This is a genomic window from Pauljensenia sp. 27098_8_83 (assembly GCF_041432695.1).
Lineage (GTDB): Bacteria > Actinomycetota > Actinomycetes > Actinomycetales > Actinomycetaceae > Pauljensenia.
Genome location: NZ_JAPWAD010000011.1, coordinates 1 through 18360, shown reverse-complemented (window position 1 = coordinate 18360; position 18360 = coordinate 1). Strand labels below are relative to the sequence as shown.

General features: G+C 68.8%; 8 protein-coding genes. All 8 read left to right on the top strand.

The genetic code is table 11. From position 1 onward, the window contains the following. Positions 1-40 precede the first annotated feature (40 nt). The 8 genes from O3656_RS05440 to ppdK all read left to right on the top strand — a co-directional run bounded on the left by O3656_RS05440 (position 41) and on the right by ppdK (position 17897). Positions 41-6160, top strand: coding sequence for an Ig-like domain-containing protein (locus tag O3656_RS05440; RefSeq protein WP_500062977.1), 6120 nt, complete (start codon positions 41-43; stop codon positions 6158-6160). Between the two features lie 51 nt (positions 6161-6211). Beyond that, positions 6212-7177, top strand: coding sequence for an AAA family ATPase (locus O3656_RS05435; RefSeq protein WP_500062976.1), 966 nt, complete (start codon positions 6212-6214; stop codon positions 7175-7177). Between the two features lie 20 nt (positions 7178-7197). Continuing rightward, a complete protein-coding gene (locus O3656_RS05430) occupies positions 7198-8424 on the top strand; it encodes a DUF58 domain-containing protein (protein ID WP_500062975.1) in 1227 nt (408 codons plus the stop codon). After that, positions 8421-11093 (top strand): transglutaminase-like domain-containing protein, encoded by a 2673-nt coding sequence (locus O3656_RS05425; RefSeq protein WP_500062974.1) that lies wholly within the window; start codon positions 8421-8423, stop codon positions 11091-11093. The genes O3656_RS05430 and O3656_RS05425 overlap by 4 nt, the downstream gene beginning before the upstream one ends. Beyond that, positions 11090-12622, top strand: a complete 1533-nt coding sequence (locus O3656_RS05420; protein WP_500062973.1) for a serine/threonine-protein kinase — start codon at positions 11090-11092, stop codon at positions 12620-12622. The genes O3656_RS05425 and O3656_RS05420 overlap by 4 nt, the downstream gene beginning before the upstream one ends. 136 nt (positions 12623-12758) lie before the next feature. After that, complete coding sequence (locus O3656_RS05415) at positions 12759-13631, top strand: PP2C family protein-serine/threonine phosphatase (RefSeq protein ID WP_016460923.1); 873 nt, start codon at positions 12759-12761, stop codon at positions 13629-13631. Next, a complete protein-coding gene (locus O3656_RS05410; RefSeq protein ID WP_500062972.1) occupies positions 13631-14947 on the top strand; it encodes an FHA domain-containing protein in 1317 nt (438 codons plus the stop codon). Before O3656_RS05415 ends, O3656_RS05410 begins: the two co-directional genes overlap by 1 nt. A gap of 232 nt (positions 14948-15179) precedes the next feature. Then, a complete protein-coding gene (ppdK, locus tag O3656_RS05405) occupies positions 15180-17897 on the top strand; it encodes a pyruvate, phosphate dikinase (RefSeq protein WP_500062971.1) in 2718 nt (905 codons plus the stop codon). The last annotated feature ends 463 nt before the right edge of the window (positions 17898-18360 follow it).

Sequence of the window (18360 nt, the reverse complement as noted above, 5' to 3'; positions counted from 1 at the left end):
ACTATTGCGTGGAGACTACTCAGCAATCGGGAGAGGGTCAATGAGCGCGCACTCGCAACGAAAAGTAACCAGCACAAGGCGGCGTCTACCGGCGTTTGTCCTGGTGCTGGTCGTTGCTGCGTTGTGCATCGCAGGCGTCATCTACAAGGGTGCTGAAGTCACGCAGGTCAACGTCAACGACGGTGGCATTTGGGTGACCAATAAGTCCAAGCAGATGGTCGGCCACCTCGACTACGAGGCCCGCATCCTCGACGGCGCCCTGCGCACCGAGGCCTCCAACTTCGACGTCGGCCAGGCTGGCGAGACCGTCACCGTCTCCGACCTCACCTCGCTGACCGTCGCTCCCGTCAACGTCACCCAGGTCTCCCTCGGCTCCCCGACGGCTCTGCCCTCCGGCTCGAGCGCGATGCAGGGCGGCGACGTCCTCGGCGTCCTCAACCCCACCGACGGCACCCTGTGGACCACGTCGGCCACCGCGCCGAGCCCCGCGAACTTGTCCGAGGGAGCGGCCCTGTCCTCGAACATGGGTGCGAGCGCGTTCGTGACCGGACTCGACGGCTCCGTGTACTCCCTGGCCGCCTCGGGCACGCTCACGACCGTGAAGCGCCAGGGGACCGTCGATCAGGCCGCGACCAGCCGGATCGACGGAATCCCCGAGGACGCCCAGCTGAGCATGACTGTCGTCGGCGACCAGGTCGTCGCCCTCGACTCGCAGTCCAATACCCTCTTCCTCCCGGGCGGCAAGAAGCTCGACCTGAGCGCCGCCGGAGTCGAGGAGGGCGGCATCTTGCAGCTGGCCGGACCGAAGGCGGATTCCGTCCTGCTCGCCACGCCCTCGGCGCTCGTGTCGATCCCGCTGGCGGGCGGCGCCCCGGCGATCACGCCCGCCACTGAGAGTGGCGTCAGCGGCAATCCCGCGGCCCCCGTTCGCCACGAAGGCTGCGCGTACGGCGCGTGGACCGGCAGCGGCGCGTACATGCGCGCCTGCGACGACCCGTCGGCGAACAAGCAGATGGTCGTCGATACGCTCACGACCGCTCGCGAAATCGTCTTCCGTACGAACCGCAAGGCCATCGTCCTCAACGACGTCGCGCAGGGCAGCGTGTGGCTGCCCGACTCGAACATGGTCCTCATGGACAACTGGGACGAGGTCGAGAACCAGCTCGAGGAGACCGAGGAGGAGCAGGACAGTCCCGAACTGACGAACGAGATCGCCGATCCTCAGCAGCGCGAGCAGAACACCCCGCCCGAGGCCGTGGATGACGAGTTCGGCATCCGCCCGGGACGCTCGACGGTTCTGCCCGTCCTCGACAACGACTCTGACCTCGACGGAGACGTGCTGACGGCCTCCCCGACGAGTGCGCCCGAGTGGGGGACCATCTCCGTCGCGCGCGGTGGCCGCGCCCTGCAGATTTCCGGCGTCGACGCGAACCAGACCGGGTCGACGTCCTTCTCCTACGAGGCCTCCGACGGGCAGGCCACAGCCTCCGCTCGCGTGCAGGTGACGATTCACCCCTACAGTCAGAACGCGGCGCCGAACCAGCTGCGCGCATCGACCGTCAAGATCGGTGCGAATGCGCAGATTCAGTATCAGGCGCTGAGCGACTGGCGAGACCCCGATGGCGACCCGATCTACCTCAAGAATGCGGAGGCGCCCGAGGGCCTGAGCGTGTCCTTCAGCGAGGATGGTTCCCTGACGATCACCGATGAGGGCAGCGCACCCGGCCCGAAGTCCATCGTCCTGACGGTCGCGGACGATCAGGGGGCCGAGACGCGTGGCGAGCTCATCGCGACGGTTCAGGAGGCCGGAAACCTGCCTCCGTCGGCGAACGGCGACCTGTTCCAGGCGCACCCGGGTGAGACGGTCACCCTCGACCCGCTCAAGAACGACACCGATCCCAACGGCGACCCGCTGAGCCTCGCCGCAGTCTCGGGTGCTCCCGCGGGCGCGACGATCTCACCGGACCTCGACCGTGGCACGATCGACTTCCGCGCCACCGCGCCGGGCTCCTACTCCTTCGCCTACACGGTGTCCGACGGCATCGCGACGACGCTGGGCATCATCCGCGTCGAGGTCGTCGAGGCCACTGCTCTGCCGCCGGTCGCCGAGAACGACACGGCGGTGCTCCCGCTGGGCGGATCCGTCCTGGTGGCACCCCTGGGTAACGACTACGACCCTGCGGGTGGCCTGCTGTCCATCACGTCGGTCGATGCCTCGAACGTTCCCGGCCTCGAGGTGGCTCTCATCGACCGCCACCTGCTGCGCGTGACCGCGCCGTCGGGCCTGACCCAGACCGCGACCTTCTCCTACACGGTCTCCAACGGCCAGGGCGAGGCGACCGCGGACGTCATGGTGATTCCCGGCGCGGCCGATCGCTCCGACCTGCCGCCCGTCCTCAAGCCCGACCGCGCCAAGGTGCGCGTCGGTGACGTCGGCACCGTGTCGGTCCTGTCGAACGACCGCTCCCCGGCGGGCCTGAACCTGCAGGTCGAGTCGACGCTCGCCTACGACCCGACGAACGCGCTGGGAAACCCCTTCGTGACCGGTAACCAGGTGCGTCTCGAGGCCGGGGCAACCCCGGGCATCATGGACGTGACCTACTCGGTCATCGACTCAGCGGGCAACCGCGCGTCGAGCACGGTCACCTTCGAGGTGGTCGCCGCGTCCGACCAGAACCAGCCTCCGCGCCCCCGCGATATCAGCGCGTGGGCGGCCGCGGGGCAGACGACCCGCATCCCGGTGACCCTCGACGGCATCGACCCCGACGGCGACTCCGTGAGCCTGACGGGCCTCGACTCCTCGCCGCAGCAGGGCAGCGCCACGGTGAAGTCGACCTGGATTGACTACACGCCGAACCAGAACGCCTCGGGTACGGATTCCTTCACCTACACGGTCACCGACCGTCAGGGCGCACGAGCCTCCGCTCGCGTGCGCGTCGCGATCTCCGCGGCCCCCTCGCTCAACCAGAACCCGGTGGCCGTGCCCGACACAGTGCTGACGCGCCCGGACCGCATGGTGACAGTCAATGTCCTCTCGAACGACGTTGATCCCGACGGTGATCCCCTCACGTTGGAGGAAGACGGCCTCGAGACGGCGACGCCCGAGCTCGATCCGCAGGTCCGTTCCTCCTCGACCCTGCAGGTCCACACGCCTTCGCAGGCCGGCACCTACCTCGTGTCCTACACGGTCAGCGACGGCCGCGGCGGCTCCGCGCGCGGCACCGTGACCGTGTACGTGCAGGACGACGCGCCGCTCAAGGCGCCGATCGCCCGCGACGACTTTGTCACCTACGAGGACCTGCCGACCGATGGTTCCGCCGTGCGCGTGAAGGTTCTCGAGAACGACGAGGATCCCGACGGCAGCGTCGATGAGCTGACCGTGACGAGCGGCGAATCCGGCGTGACGGTTGACGGATCCGACCTGCTGATCCCGGTGACCGACACCCTGCGCCTCGTCGTCTACACGATCACGGACCGCGATGGCCTGACGAACTCCGCCGTCGTGACCGTGCCCGGACGCGACTCCACGGCACCCCTCCTGAACGCTGCGGCCCTGCCCATCGAGATGGACGCGGGCACCTCGCGCACGATCAACCTGTCGGACTATGTCGTGACCCGCTCGGGCCGCAGCCCCCGCCTCGTCGATGGGACCTCCCCGGTGCCCCAGGCCGGCCTGGACTCCGTCGTGGCCGACTCCTCGACGCAGCTGACGCTGACGGCTACCGCGACCTTCGGCGGTAACTCCGCCTTCCTCATCCAGGTCGCGGACGGCGGTGCTGACGACGCGGGCGCGCTGAGCGCCTCGCTGTCGCTGCCGGTGCGCATCAAGGCGACCACGAACCAGCCGCCGACCTTCGCCCCGACCGCGATCCGCGTCGAGGCCGGGGGCGCTGCCGTCACGCAGAACCTCGCGCTCGCCGTGCGCGACCCCGAGGGGACGGATGCCTCGACCTTCACCTACGCGATGGGTTCGGCACCCAGCGCCGTGTCCGCGTCGCTGTCCGGTACCGTCCTGACGGTCTCCGCGCCCGAGGGTGCGACCCCCGGATCCGCCGGCTCCATCCCCGTGAGCGTCACCGACGAGCAGGGCAACACCGTCAACGCCTCGATCCCCGTCGAGATCGTCTCGACGACGAAGCCGCGCATCCAGGTGCCCCCGTACTCCGTGAATGCGAAGGTCGGGGATACCGTGATCGTTGACGTGGCCTCGCGTGCCACCAACCCGTTCCCCGACACGCCGATCTCCCTCGTCGGAACCGCGGTGTCCTTGGGTAACGCGGACATCGCGTCCTCCGGCACGTCGGTCATGGTCACGCCCCGATCCACCGGCACGATCTCGGTGGGCTTCCAGGTCAACGACAAGCTGGGAGACCCCTCGCGCGTCGTGCAGGGCACCATCACCGTCACGGTGACGGACAAGCCGGGCGCGCCCACGAACGTGGTCGCCGAGGCCGTGGGTGCCACCGGCGCGAGGGTGACCTTCGAGGCCCCCGCGTCGAACGGCTCGCCCATCACCGGCTACCGTCTCTACGACTCCAACGGCGCGAAGATCGCTGACTGCCCGAACACCGTGTGCGAAGTGAACGGCCTGAGGACGGGGCAGCAGTACAGTTTCGCGGTGAGTGCGGTGAACGAGCAGGGCGAATCCGCTCGCACCACATCCAACGAGATCACGCCCACCGGCGTCCCGGATCGCCCGGGCGGACCGAGTGTTACCCCCGGCGATGGCGAACTGACGATGACATGGGACGCCCCCAACAACAATGGGTCCCCCATCACCGGCTACACCGTGTACGCGACCGCTGCGACCGGTTCACGCACCTGCACGACGAGTGGGGCTCGCACGTGCACGATCAGCGGTCTCGTGAATGACCAGAACTACACTGTCACGGTCGTCGCGACGAACGCGAATGGTAATTCCCAGGCATCCCCGGGTGTGAATGGCACCCCGAAGGCGACGCGACGCGGCCCCGATCAGCCGGTCATCACGAGCGCCAGCGCCCAGCAGCACGACGGTAATGGCGCTCTGGCGACCATCACCTGGTCCCTGGGGAGCTCCGGCAGCGCCGGATGGGGCCAGACGATTGTGTCGGTCAACGGCACCACCAAGACCCTCTCGGGCGGAACCACCAGCACCCAGATGACCGTTCCCTACGGCGTGGCCCTCACCGTGTACGTGACCGTGAGTAACACGAACGGTGACACGGCGACCTCTCCTGGCTACGTCATTCCAGTGGTCGTCCACGAGGACCCCACTCCTGCCAAGACGACGCCGCTGGCCCCCGACGCACCGCGCCTGGGCCCGCCCTCGGACAACGCCCTGGGCAAGCTCAGGATCTCGAATGCGCGCCTGAAGGAAGGCAACGGCTACACGGTCAACGACCTGGAGCTCTTCTACGCGGACAGCGCGGCGGGGTGCACGGCGCCCGGCAACCCGCTTCGTCTCAACAACGGTGATCGCGGCGACTTCGACATCGGCCCGCTCACCCCGGGCGCGACCATGACCTATTACTTCTGCCAGCGCGGTAAACGTGGCCCGAACGACTATGTCTGGAGCCCGGTCGTCTCGGCCTCCGGCACGGTCGGTAACGGCCAGCGCGACGGTGGCGGCGGTGACGATGACGATCCGATCCCCGTGTTCAGCGTGTCGGTCACCCCTTACATCAACAGCGCGTCCGTGTCGTGGACCATCCCCGCCGGCGTCAACCCCGTGCAGACCAGCGTGTGGATTAAAGGAATGGAGGGGTCGACTAAGCAGACGTTCAGTGGTCCGATGACCTCGTGGGCGGTCCAGGGCCTGGCACCAGTCAACCAGTACACGGTTGTCGTCGAAATGGTCGGCGCCGGTGGGTCGCACCGGCAGGTAGAAGCCACCTTCAAGACCACCGAAGCCGCGGAAAATATCGGCGCGACCTTCACCGGAAAAACCACGTGTTCGAACGGGCAGGAATGCGGCTCGATGACGCTGACGGCCAAACGAGCCTCCCAGTTCGGATCGGGCGTCACGCTCATCTGCACGGTCAGCACCGGTCGCCCCGCCCAGGACACCGAATTCCGCTTCTCACGGGACACGCCGAGCATACCGGGTATCCTGACGGAGGCAATCACCGCCAAAGAGCTCAATGCGCGGAACATCGTGAAGAGCTGCCGAGTCGAATAAGACGACCATACTTTCCCCGTTACGAGCAACAAGAGAAACATAGGACAACTCATGACCCTTTCCATTGAGGATGCAACCAGGTTCGCCCAGGTCTTCAAGGGCCTCGTCGACGGCGTGTCCGTGGCGGTGCTGGACAAGCGCCAGGCCGTGCGACTCGCACTCACGACGATGTTCGCCGGCGGCCACCTCCTGCTCGAGGACGCCCCCGGTACCGGCAAGACCGCGCTGGCGCGCGCCATCAGCGCCGTTATCGACGGTACGCACTCGCGCATCCAGTTCACCCCCGACCTGCTGCCCTCGGACATCACCGGCGTCAACATGTTCAACCAGAAGACGGGCGAGTGGGTCTTCCACGCCGGCCCCGTCTTCGCGGAGATCGTCTTGGCCGACGAGATCAACCGAGCGTCGCCCAAGACCCAGTCCGCCCTCCTGGAGGTCATGGAAGAGGCCCAGGTGACGGTCGACGGCGTGCGCCGCCCCGCCCCCCAGCCCTTCATGGTGATCGCGACCCAGAACCCCGTCGAACAGGCAGGCACCTACCCGCTGCCCGAGGCCCAGCTCGACCGCTTCCTCATGAAGACCTCGATCGGCTACCCCTCGCGTAGCGCCATGATCGACGTCCTCGACGGCTCGGCCTCCCCGGACCGCTCGAAGAACCTGCGTCCCCTCGTGACCGGTCAGGACATCGTCGCCTGGGCCGCCCTGGCCTCGGCGAACCACACGGACCGCGCCGTGCTCGACTACGTGGCCGCGCTGGCGGAGGCCACCCGCGAGGACGAGTCCTCGCTGCTGGGCGTGTCCACCCGTGGCGCCATCGGCATGGTGCGCTGCGCCCGCGTGTGGGCCGCCGCGCAGGGCCGTAACTTCGTCCTGCCCGACGACATCAAGGCCCTCGCCGTGCCCGTGTGGGCACACCGCGTCATCGTCGACCCCGACGCCGCCTTCTCCGGCGCGACCGCCGAAGGCATCATTCAGCGTGCCCTGACCTCCGTGCCCGCCCCCGCGGTCGGCGCGTAAGGAACTGGCCGGACACAACGATGACAGGGAAGCGCACGGACACCCCCACGATGGTCTCGCCCCGCAGGGCGAAGGCCGGTCCTTCGCATCCCCTGAAAGCCCTCACCTCGGCGGTCACGCCGATCGGCTGGGCGGTCATCGCCTTCATCATCGCGGGCCTGGTGCTCGCGGTGACGCTCGAATGGGTCGAGGCCCTGGCGTGTGCGCTCGCGGGCGTCGTCGCGCTGGCGTTGGCCGCCCTGCGCGTGGCGTGGCGGCCCCCGCACCTCGTCTCGATCCGCGTGCCGAACGAGCGCATCGTCGCCGGCCAGACCGCCGTCGGCGAGATCTCGGTGCGTAACGAGCGCTCTCGCTCCGTGCGTTCGGGCATCATCGAGCTGCCGATCGGCTCGGGTACCGGTGAATTCGTCGTGCCCCCGCTGGGCGCCCACGAGACCTGGGACGAGATGTTCCTGATCTCCTCGCGTCACCGCGGCCTCATCAGCATCGGCCCCGCCCGAGCCGTGCGCTCGGACGCGCTGGGCCTGCTGCGCCGCGTGCGCATGTGGGACGAGCCGGTCGTCCTGCACGTGCACCCCCGCACCGTGCGCGTGCCCTTCGACGCGACCGGCTTCCAGCTGGACGTCGAGGGCGTGTCCACCGGCAAGCTCTCCAGTTCCGACGTGTCTTTCCATGCCCTGCGCGACTACGAGCCGGGCGACGACCGGCGCGCCGTGCACTGGCAGTCGACCGCGCGCCTCGGCAAGCTCATCGTGCGCCAGTACGAGGAGACGCACCGCTCGCACCACGTCATCGTCCTGGACACGTCGCGCGACGCGTGGGACTACGAGTCCTTCGAGACCGCGGTGTCTGTCGCGGGTTCGCTGGGCCTAGCGAACCTGCGCGAGTCGCGTCCCGTCTCGCTGACGACGACGGAGTCCTGGCTGCCCTCGGGGCACGCGATGCGGATGCTGGATGCGCTGTCCGAGGTCTCGGCGCGCTCCTTCGGGGACCTGCCCCTGCGCGTGCGCGAGGCCGTGGCCCAGCGCCCCGGCGTCTCCGCGCTCACGCTCATCGTCGGCCCGCAGGTGAGCGATAGCGACGCGGCGCACCTGGCCCGACTGGCACCCATCGACGTGCCCGTCTCCATCATCCGCATCGGTGCCGAGAACGAGCGCGCCCGCCGCGACCTCGGCCGGGGTATCCTGCTTGACTGCTCCACGCTCGACGACCTGCCGCGCATCATCGTTGCTGGAGGCCTGGCATGAGCAGCAACGTCAACACCAAGCCGCGCGCTCAGCGCATCGAGTCGCAGGCCCGGCCCGAGGCAAACGAGACGCACGTTCGTGCGGTGGGAGAGATCCCTGATGCGACCGAGAAGCGTGATCGCGGCGCGGGCGAGCAGTCCTCGGATGCCCCCAAGCCCAAGACGACGCGCAACCGCCTGCTGACGATCACGCAGCGCTTTGCGACGTATCGCACGCGCCTGCCGATCTGGTCGCTCCTGATCCTCGCGCTGCTCTTCGTCGGCCCCGTCGCCGCCTTCGAACCCGTCTTCGGCGGGGGAGTGGGTGCCATCGCCGCGGGAGCGGGCGTCATCTGCGGCCTCGCACTGTCCGCCGCCTCGACGCGCTGGCGCTGGGACGGCGTGACGAGCGTGCTCAGCGTCCTGGTCACCTACTTCCTGCTCGGAAGCGCGGCCGCGCTGCGCTCCGAGGCCCTCTTCGGCCTCCTGCCGACCGGCAAGACGCTGCAGGTCATGGTCCTGGGTTCCTTCCGCGCATGGAAGGACCTCCTGACGCTGACCGCCCCCGTGTCGGTCTACTCCGGCCCCGCCCTCGTGCCGTGGATGAGCGGCCTCGTCCTGGCCTTCCTCGCCGGCATCATCACCGCGCGCTTTGGCCGCGCGGTCCTGGGCTCCATCCCCGTCGTCCTGATGGGCGTCATCTCCGTCTTCTTCGGACTGTCGCGCCACACCCTGCCCCTGTGGGCGGTGCTGGCTTGGTGGGCGCTCCTGGCAGCCTGGTGGGCGGTCGCCGCGCAGTATCAGCGCATCACCCTGGGCCAGGACGTCCTCGTGGGCCGCTCGAGCGCGCCCGGCGCGGACAACACCCTCGGGCGTCATTCCCGCTCCACCGTCTACGTGTGGACCCGGGTCATGGGTGCGCTCGCGGTGCTCGCGATTTCCGTGGGTATTGCGCTGCCCGCAGCGTCCTACTTGGGGTCCTCGGGGACGCGCGTCGTCGGCCGTGACCTCGTTCAGCCGCCCCTGGATATTCAGGCCTATCCCTCGCCGATGGCATCGTTCCGCCACTACACAACGGACCTGAAGGATGAGACCCTCCTGACCGTGTCCGATCTGCCTGAGAACCAGCGCGTGCGCATCGCCGCCATGGACGTCTACGACGGCACGACCTTCGGCATGACGAACAAGCGCGATGACGCGCACACCGGCTATATTCCGGTCGAAACGACGATCCCCGGGCGCCCCGAGGGCAACTCCATCGTCACGGTGGAGACCACCGGCATGTCCGGTCCGTGGGTACCCATCCTGGGTGCGCCCTCGCAGATCACCTTCACGGGTCCTCATGCGAGCGCCCAGAAGGAAGGCCTGTTCGTCGACACATGGTCGAACGCCGCGCTGACGACCGGCCCCGCGGGGACGATGAGCTACTCCGTGACGACCACCTTCACGGCCCCCGTGCGCGACGAGGACGTGGCGACCCTGGCGGTCGCGCCCTTCACGATGGCGGACACCAACGTTCCCGAGGCCGTCGCGACGAAGGCAGCCGAAATCACGCAGAACGCGTCCACCGCGCTGGCCGCCGCGCGCGCGATCGAGCACTACCTGTCGACGAACGGCTTCTACCTCAACGAGAACACGCAGTTCTCGCGCCCCGGCGTGCGCGCCGACCGCCTCGAGCGCATGCTCTCCGACGACAACAACCTCATCGGTGACGACCAGCAGTACACCGCGCTGATGGCGCTGATGCTGCACCAGCTGGGCATTAACGCGCGCGTGGTCATGGGCGCCTACCCGGAGGGCGGCTCCCAGGGCGGCGGCGCGACGCTGCGCGGTTCCGACATTCGCGCGTGGGTCGAGGTCGAGTTCGCGGGCGGCAACTGGGTCGTCTTCGACCCGACGCCGCCGCGCGATCACACGCCGCAGACGCAGGTCCCCAAGCCTCGGTCCGTGCCGCGTCCGCAGGTCCTGCAGCCGCCGGAGCCCCCGGAGGCTCCCGCCGAGCTGCCGCCGACGACGCGCGACCAGAACGCTGATCCGATGACTCCTCCGGCCGCCCCCTTCCCGTGGGGCGTCGTCGCCGGCATCGCGGGTGGCTTCCTGCTCGTGTTGCTCCCCCCGCTGCTCATTCTGCTCTACAAGGCGGGCCGCCGGAGGCGTCGCCGCCGCGCTGCGGCCACCCAGGCGCTCGTCGGCTCGTGGGACGAGGTCGTCGACCTCGCCGCAGACTCGGGCCTGCGTATCGACGTGGGTCGCACCAGGCAGGAGACCGCCTGGTCGCTGGCCTCGCAGTGGGACCTCGGCGAGGACCCGGGCGACCCCTTCACCCTGGTGACGGGCGAGGTGCGCCACGGGGACGACGGGTCGACGGACTCCGTGGAAATCGACGAGGCCGTGGCTGGCAAGGGCCGCTACGTGATCGACGGCTGGAGCCGCTTCGGTGACGACGTGCCAGCACCGGTCGTGATCGCGCGCTACGCGGACGTCGCGAACTTCGCGTCCAACGGTGCCTCCCGAGACCGCGCGCGTGACGCGTGGGAGCAGGTGGGTGCCCTGCGCGCCCAGGTGGGCAAGCGCGCCGGATTCTTCGTGCGCATTCGCCGCGCGCTGTCGCTGCGCAGCCTGCGCATGCGCCGTAAGCTGCGCCTGAGCGCGTCCATCGCACGCACGATGCATGAGGAGGAGGATCGTTGACGCCCCCGGTCGCGGGCCTGAAGGGCCCTGATATTCCCGGCTTCCGATGGGTGCGCCCGCTCGGTCAGGGCGGCTTCGCCGACGTCTTCCTCTACCGTCAAGAGCTGCCGAGCCGCGACGTGGCCATCAAGGTCGTGCGTACCCAGGGCGATGAGCGCGGCACGAAGGAACTGCACCGCGAGGCTGACGCGATGACGCTGCTCGCCGGCCACCCCTCGGTCGTCGAGCTGCACGGCGTGGGGACGACGGCCGACGGTCGCGCGTACCTGATCATGGAGTATTGCCCGGTCGCGGACCTGCTCACGCAGGTGCGTGCGCGCCCGATGCCGCTCGACAAGGCCCTCGACACGATGATTAAGATCAGCGGCGGCGTGGAGATGTTCCACCGCCAGGGCTACGTGCATCGCGACATTAAGCCGTCGAACATCATGCTGGACTCCTACGGCAAGCCGGTGCTCGCGGACTTCGGCGTCGCCTCGAAGGTGGGTCAGCTCGAGGTCGGTGCCTTCGATGGTTTCTCGGTGCTGTGGGCGCCCCCGGAGCAGCAGGACGTGAACTCCCCGGCCTCGCCCCTGCAGGACGTGTGGGCGCTCGCCGCGACGACGTGGACCTTCGTGACGGGGCGCAGCCCCTTCGAGGATCCGATCGGCGACAACTCGGCTGCGTCGATCGCGAACCGCGTGCAGCGCGGGCGCATGCGCGGCCTCGGGCGTGCGGATGCCCCGGCGGAGTTGGAGCGCGTGCTGCGTGCCGCGATGACGATCGACCCGGCCGAGCGTACGCCCTCGGCGATGGAGTTCGGTCAGGGCCTGCAACGCGTCCAGAAGGAGCTGGGCCTGCCGCGCACCGAGATGGAGATCAAGGAGAAGCGTTCCAAGGCCTCGGCTCCCACCGCGGGCGACCAGAAGACGCGCCTGCGCGGTGCGCCCGTCATCGATCCGGATAAGACGCGCCTGCGCTCGAACTCGTACTCCTTCGAGGGCGGGGCTGGTTCCGGCGGCATCGAGGCGGTTGCTGACTCGTGGAAGATCGAACGATCCGGGGACGCGGACGAGGTCTCGGCTCGTCGCGTCGTCGAGGATCCCTCGGCGGCCAAAAAGGGGATGTCACCGGTCACCGGCGTGCTCCTGGCGCTGCTGGCCGCGGTGATCGCGGCCGGCCTGATCGTCGGCATGCTGCGCGGCCAAGGCTCGTTCACGCGCATCTCTCCCGCACCCGAGACGACGAGTGCTTCCTCGGCTCCCGGTGACGCGTTGGGCGCGGCTCCCCCGCAGGTGTCGGGCCTGTCCGGGGAGTACTCCGAGGGAATGGTCACCTGGACGTGGACCGCTCCCGACGGGCCCTCGCCGCAGGATATCCTGTACGCCTACGAGGGCTCGGGGGCTGCCGGGGCGTCGCGCGGTCGCGTGGAGTCGACGAGCGTGACGGTCGACGGTGCGAGCGGGCAGAACTGCATCGAGATCACGACCGTGTCGCGCTCGTCCGGTCGCATGTCCGACCCGGTGCAGGCCTGCGTGGAGGCCCCGTGACGTACTACGATCAGTCGGTTTGCTTTTTTCGTCCGCTCTCTGCTCTTGTCGGACGAGACCCTGGTCACGCCGGGTGTAAAATGGTTAGTATCGCGCGCAGTCCCTCGCGCTCAACGCAGCTAAAGGATGAAGGCTCATGTCTCTAGAGGAACACGCGGAACGGCCCGCAGTTCGATGGGGTGCCTCGACCGATATCGGTCCGGTTCGCTCCGAGAACGAGGACTCCTGGCTGGCGGTTCCTCCGGTCTTCGCCGTCGCCGACGGAATGGGTGGCCACCTAGGTGGGGCCCAGGCCTCGTCGAAGGCCGTTATTACCCTGCAGGAGTTTCTGAGCTCGGACCGCCTCGGGAATCGCCCCGTTGATCTGGTGGATCTGTCCGTCGCGATCGACGCGGCGGCTAACGCGGTGGCGTCGCTGGCGCCCGCCGATAATCCGATGAGCGCGCCCGGCACGACCCTGTCGGGGCTCATGGTGCTGCGCACCGCCGAGGGGCCCTACTGGCTCTCATTTAACGTGGGTGATTCGCGCGCCTATGTCGTGGGCGGCGGTGGCATCCGCCAGCTCACGCACGATCACTCGGCGCTGCAGGAGGCGCGCGACCTCGCGGCCACCTCCGGGGCGCCTCGTGTGATCCCTCCCGCGAATGTTGTGACGAAGGCCCTGGGCGCCGGACAGACCGGAAGTGTGAAAGCGGACTACACAATCATGCCGCTGGAAGAAGGCGATCGGGCCGTCATCTGTACAGATGGGGTGCACGGCGTCCTGAGTGATTCGCAGATTCATGCGGTTGTTGCAGCCGGCGACGGTCCGCAGGGGACGGCCGACAGACTCGTGCGCGCCTCACTGGAGACGGGAACACGGGACAATACGACCGCCGTTGTAGTTTACGCAGGAACCAAATCACGAGTAACATTGACATCGAATGTCATGAATCGGATGATTCAACCAGTACGTCCGGCGTCGATTGAGACCGCTCGCCGGGTCCCTCGTAGAGAAGGCAGTAACTGATGCTTCAGATTGGACGTTTCCTGTGCCGCGGGCAGGGCGCGATGCTCGTCACGGGTCCCCTCGGCGCGGCGCTGGTTCCGCTCGACTTCGCGGACTCTGCGGCCGACGTGGTGTGGGGGCGCGCCGACACCCAGGCGTGGCTGTCCCACGTTCAGGCTGAGAAGGGTGACGCCCTCCTGCTCGACTGCGCCGGCGAGCAGCCCTACCTGACGGTCCTCGGCAGCATTCAGCTGCGCATGCGCGCCGCCGGCCAGATCACCGAGCAGGTCTGGACCGACCCGATCTGGGCCTGGCCCTTCGACCCCGGTGAGTGGCAGACCTTCGAGGCCACGATCGTTGACGGCGACGAGGTCACGTGGATGGTGCCCGCCGCCGACCGCGTCGAGGCTGGCGAGATCCGCATCGGCCGTGCGCTCGACGAGGTCGAGGCCCTCGCCTCGATGCCCGTCGACACGATGGGCTTCCTCATCAACCCCGACATTCCGGACCACGAGCGCCGCGCGCGTCGCGACGCCCGCGAGGAGCTGCCGGAACCCTCCACGCGCACGTCGTCCGTGGACCTGGCCGCCGTCGAGGCCCAGTTCCTCGCCGCGACCAGCAACGGTCCGGTGTCGCTGAGCCACGCCTCGCGCACCCCCGACGCCAAGGAGGTTCCCGAGGCCGCCGCCGAGCACGTCGAGGAGCCCCCCGAGGAGGCACCCGCGAAGGAGCCCGAGCAGCCCTCCGGCGAGCTCTACGTCGTCGCCGACGCCGAGGAGCCGCCGGTCGATACGGCCGAGTCCGCCGAGCGCCAGGGCGGTTTCGGCGAGTCCGGCACCCCGGCCTCGTCCGAGGTTGTTGCTGAGCCTCCCGTCGCTGAGCCTCCCGCCATCCCCGAGGCCATGAGCGCCGAGGGCCTGGCTGGCCTGGGCGCCGAGACCGACACTGAGGCGACCATCCTGCGCCTCGCCCCCGCGAACTCCGGCCCCGCGGCCCCCGTCGCCTTCCTGATTCACGGCGGCACCGTGCCCGTCGAGGTCTCCCGCGACGTCGTCATCGGCCGTGACCCCGATGCCCGCGCGCTGACCGGCCGCCCCGTGGCCACGGTCCTGCGCGTGCCCAGCCCCGAGACCGAGATTTCCCGTTCGCACTGCGCCGTCATGATGACGACGCCCGGCTCGTGGGCCCTCATGGACCTGGGCAGCGCGAACGGCACCGTCCTACGTCACGCCGACGGCTCGTTCCAAGACGTCACCCCCATGGTGACGATCGCCCTGAACGACGGCGACCTCATCGACGTCGGCGAGGGAACCACGATCGAGTTCCGCGTGCGCTGACATCGCTCATTGATGCTGGTGGGGCGGGCCTTCGGGCCTGCCCCACCAGCATTTTTCTGTCTTTTCCGAGGGGGAGGGGGGAGCGCGTGGCTGCCCCGGCCTCGTCAATGTCAGAACAATCATACGGCGGGGCGTCTCGAAGTGACCTAGGTCCCTTGAAGCGTGTATTCTTACCCCTGGTAGCGGCCCGTCGATGGGCCGGACATCGCAAACACGGAAGTTGAGGACCACGATGGTCAAGTATGTGTACGACTTCTCCGAGGGTGACAAGTCTATGAAGGACCTGCTCGGAGGAAAGGGAGCCAACCTTGCCGAAATGACGAAGCTCGGCCTGCCCGTTCCCCCCGGCTTCACGATCACCACCGAGGCATGCCGCGCATACCTCAAGGACTCCACGGTTCCCGAGTCGTTGGCCACCGAGGTCACCCGCGCCCTGCGCGGCGTCGAAGACCAGATGGGTCGCCACCTGGGCGACCCCTCCGACCCGCTCCTCGTCTCCGTGCGAAGCGGCGCCAAGTTCTCCATGCCCGGCATGATGGAAACCGTCCTGAACATCGGCCTCAACGATGAGTCGGTCCTCGGCCTCGCGGCCGTTAGCGGTAACGAGCGCTTCGCGTGGGACTCCTACCGCCGCCTCATCCAGATGTTTGGCAAGACCGTCCTCGACATCGACGGCGACCTCTTCTCCGACGCCCTCGACGACCTCAAGGCCGCGCGCGGCGTGAAGGGCGACACCGAGCTGAACGCCGAGGACCTCAAGGGCCTCGTCGAAACCTTCAAGGGCATCGTCAAGGAACAGACCGGCCACGACTTCCCGCAGGACCCCCGCACCCAGATGGACATGGGCATCGAAGCCGTGTTCCGCTCCTGGAACACCGAGCGCGCCCGCATCTACCGCCGCCGCGAACGCATCCCCCACGACCTGGGCACCGCCGTCAACATCTGCACCATGGTGTTCGGCAACATGGGTGAAAACTCCGGCACCGGCGTGTGCTTCACCCGCGACCCCTCCTCCGGCCACTCCGGCGTCTACGGCGACTACCTGGAGAACGCGCAGGGCGAGGATGTCGTCGCCGGCATCCGCAACACGCTGGCCCTGTCCGACCTCGAGCGCATCAACAAGCCCGTTTACGACGAGCTGCGCGCCATCATGCGCAAGCTTGAGACCCACTACCGCGACATGTGCGACATCGAGTTCACGATCGAGCGCGGCAAGCTGTGGATGCTCCAGACCCGCGTCGGCAAGCGCACCGCGGCCGCCGCGTTCCGTATCGCCACCCAGCTCCTCGGCGAAAAGCTCATCACCCGCGACGAGGCCCTGGGCCGCGTCACCGGCGACCAGCTCACCCAGCTGATGTTCCCCCAGTTCGACGCGAAGGCCGACAAGGACCTCATCGCTCGCGGCATGGCCGCCTCCCCGGGTGCCGCCGTCGGCAAGATCGCCTTCAACAACGCCCAGGCCATTGAAGCCGCCAGCGAAGGCGTCAAGACCGTCCTCGTGCGCCGCGAGACCAACCCCGACGACCTGCCCGGCATGGTCGCCGCCGAGGGCGTCCTCACCGCGCGCGGCGGTAAGACCTCGCACGCCGCCGTCGTCGCCCGCGGCATGGGCAAGACCTGCGTGTGTGGTGCCGAGTCCCTCGTTATCGACGAAGCCGCCGGCACCGTCACCATCGGTGACCTCGTCCTGACCGCCGACGACACCATCGCCATCGACGGCCAGACCGGCGAAATCTTCCGCGGCGAGGTCCCCGTGACCGACTCGCCCGTCACCACCTACCTCGCCGAGGGCCTTGAGGCCGGCCTCGCCGCCGCCGGCGACGACGCGGGCACCCGCGAGCTCGTCGAAGCCGTCGACAAGCTCCTGTCCCACGCCGACAAGGTCCGCCGCCTGCGCGTGCGCGCCAACGCCGACACCCCCCTCGACTCCAAGCGCGCCATCGAATTCGGTGCCGAGGGCATCGGCCTGTGCCGCACCGAGCACATGTTCCTGGGTGAGCGCCGCCCGCTCGTCGAGCGCGCCATCCTCTCCGCCCCCGAGTCCGAGGAGCGCCAGGCTGCCTTCGACGAGCTCGAGAAGCTGCAGAAGCAGGACTTCCTCGAGATGCTCGAGGTCATGGACGGCAAGTCCATGACCGTGCGCCTCATCGACCCGCCGCTCCACGAGTTCATGCCCGCCCTCATCGAGCTGGAGACCAAGGTCGCCGTCGGCAAGGCCACCGGCACCCTCGACCCCGCCGACGAGGCCATGCTCGTCGAGGTTCGCCGCATGCACGAGCAGAACCCCATGCTCGGCCTGCGCGGCGTGCGCCTGGGCATCTACCTGCCCGGCCTGTTCGCCCTGCAGATGCGCGCCCTGTGCGAGGCGGCTGCGCAGCTCGTGGGCCGCGGCCTCGACCCGCGCCCCGAGATCATGGTTCCGCTCGTCGGCTCCGTGCGTGAGCTCCAGCTCGTGCGCGAAGAGGCCGAAGGTATCATCGCCTCCGTCGCCTCCTCCCGCGGCGTCGACCTGTCCGGCGTCTCCATCGGCGCCATGATCGAGCTGCCGCGCGCCGCCATGACGGCCGAGGACCTCGCCGAGGAAGCGGACTTCTTCTCCTTCGGCACCAACGACCTGACGCAGACCGTGTGGGGCTTCTCGCGCGACGACGTCGAAGGCGTGTTCTTCCCGCAGTACATCGAGGCCGGCATCTTCGGCGTCTCCCCCTTCGAGTCCATCGACGTCCACGGCGTGGGCACCCTGGTCTCCGAAGGCGTGCGCCGTGCCCGCTCCACCAAGCCGAACATCAAGCTCGGCGTGTGTGGCGAGCACGGTGGCGACCCGCAGTCGATCCACTTCTTCCATGGCGTGGGCCTGGACTACGTGTCCTGCTCCCCGTTCCGCGTCCCCGTCGCCCGCCTCGAGGCTGGCCGCGCCGCGGTCGAGGATCACGTGGACATGACCGCCTGATCGCTGGTGGCACCGTTGCTTTGATGAGCGCGGTGCCGATCCGCGCGGTGCCGTCTTTCTGATCGGCGCTGACTGAGTGGCGAGGCCGTGGCCGGGAAACCGGTCGCGGCCTCGTTACGTTGTTGGTGCCGGTGGTGTTGCGGCCCCACGGGTGTTCCGGGCGCCGGAGGTCCCGGCCGCCCGCGAGGCTAGGCATCCTCACTTCGTTCGGTGCCGCGCCTCGAAGCCCGCCCGTGCCCTCCGGTCCCTCCGGCACCCTCCACACCAGTGGGGCCTGGTGTGCTCGTGGGCGGCGGCCCTCCCGTTGGGCCGGGCTGCTTGGTGTGCCCGTTGGGCCGGGCTGCTTGGTGTGCCCGTGGGCGGCGGCCCGCCCGCGAGATCGCCACACGCGAGCTTCGCTCGGCGCGTCGGCTCGATGTCCGGCCAGGCCCTGTCGCCACCCACGGGCACCGCAGCCAGGCCC